The organism is Mycobacterium sp. 1465703.0 (genome assembly GCF_001672975.1).
Lineage (GTDB): Bacteria > Actinomycetota > Actinomycetes > Mycobacteriales > Mycobacteriaceae > Mycobacterium.
Window position 1 is genome coordinate 1 of the sequence record NZ_LZKU01000116.1, and the last position, 545, is coordinate 545.

The following is a 545-nucleotide window of genomic DNA, read 5'->3' on the forward strand; positions in this document are numbered from 1 at the left end:
TTGGTGGAGGGGGGGTTGCCGCCGTTGCCGGCCGGTGTGGTGGGGTTTTTGTATGTGGCCGGTCGCGGCGTCGGTGTGGGGTATTGGCGTCGGGCGGGGTTGACCGGGTCGCGGTTTGTGGCGTGTCCGTTCGGGGGTGCGGGGGCGCGGATGTATCGCACCGGGGATGTGGTGCGGTGGCGTGCTGATGGGCAGTTGGAGTATTTGGGGCGTGCTGATGAGCAGGTCAAGCTGCGCGGGTATCGCATCGAGTTGGGTGAGATCCAGTCCGCGTTAAGCGGTGTGGCGGGGGTGGGGCAGGCGGTGGTGATCGCCCGTGAGGATCGCCCCGGCGATAAGCGTCTGGTGGGCTATATCACCGGGACCGCTGATCCGGTCGTGGTGCGTGCGGTGTTGGGGCAGCGGTTACCGGCGTATATGGTGCCGGCCGCGGTGGTGGTGCTGGAGGCGTTGCCGGTGACGGTCAACGGCAAACTCGACACCCGGGCGCTGCCCGCACCTGACTACACCGCCGGTCAATACCGCGCCCCGGGCACTGTCACCGA

The 545-nt window shown here is 67.9% G+C and carries 1 pseudogene; it reads left to right on the top strand.

The annotated features are described in order from the left end of the window. Positions 1-545, top strand: a pseudogene (locus A5625_RS10290) (AMP-binding protein); the annotation flags it as partial.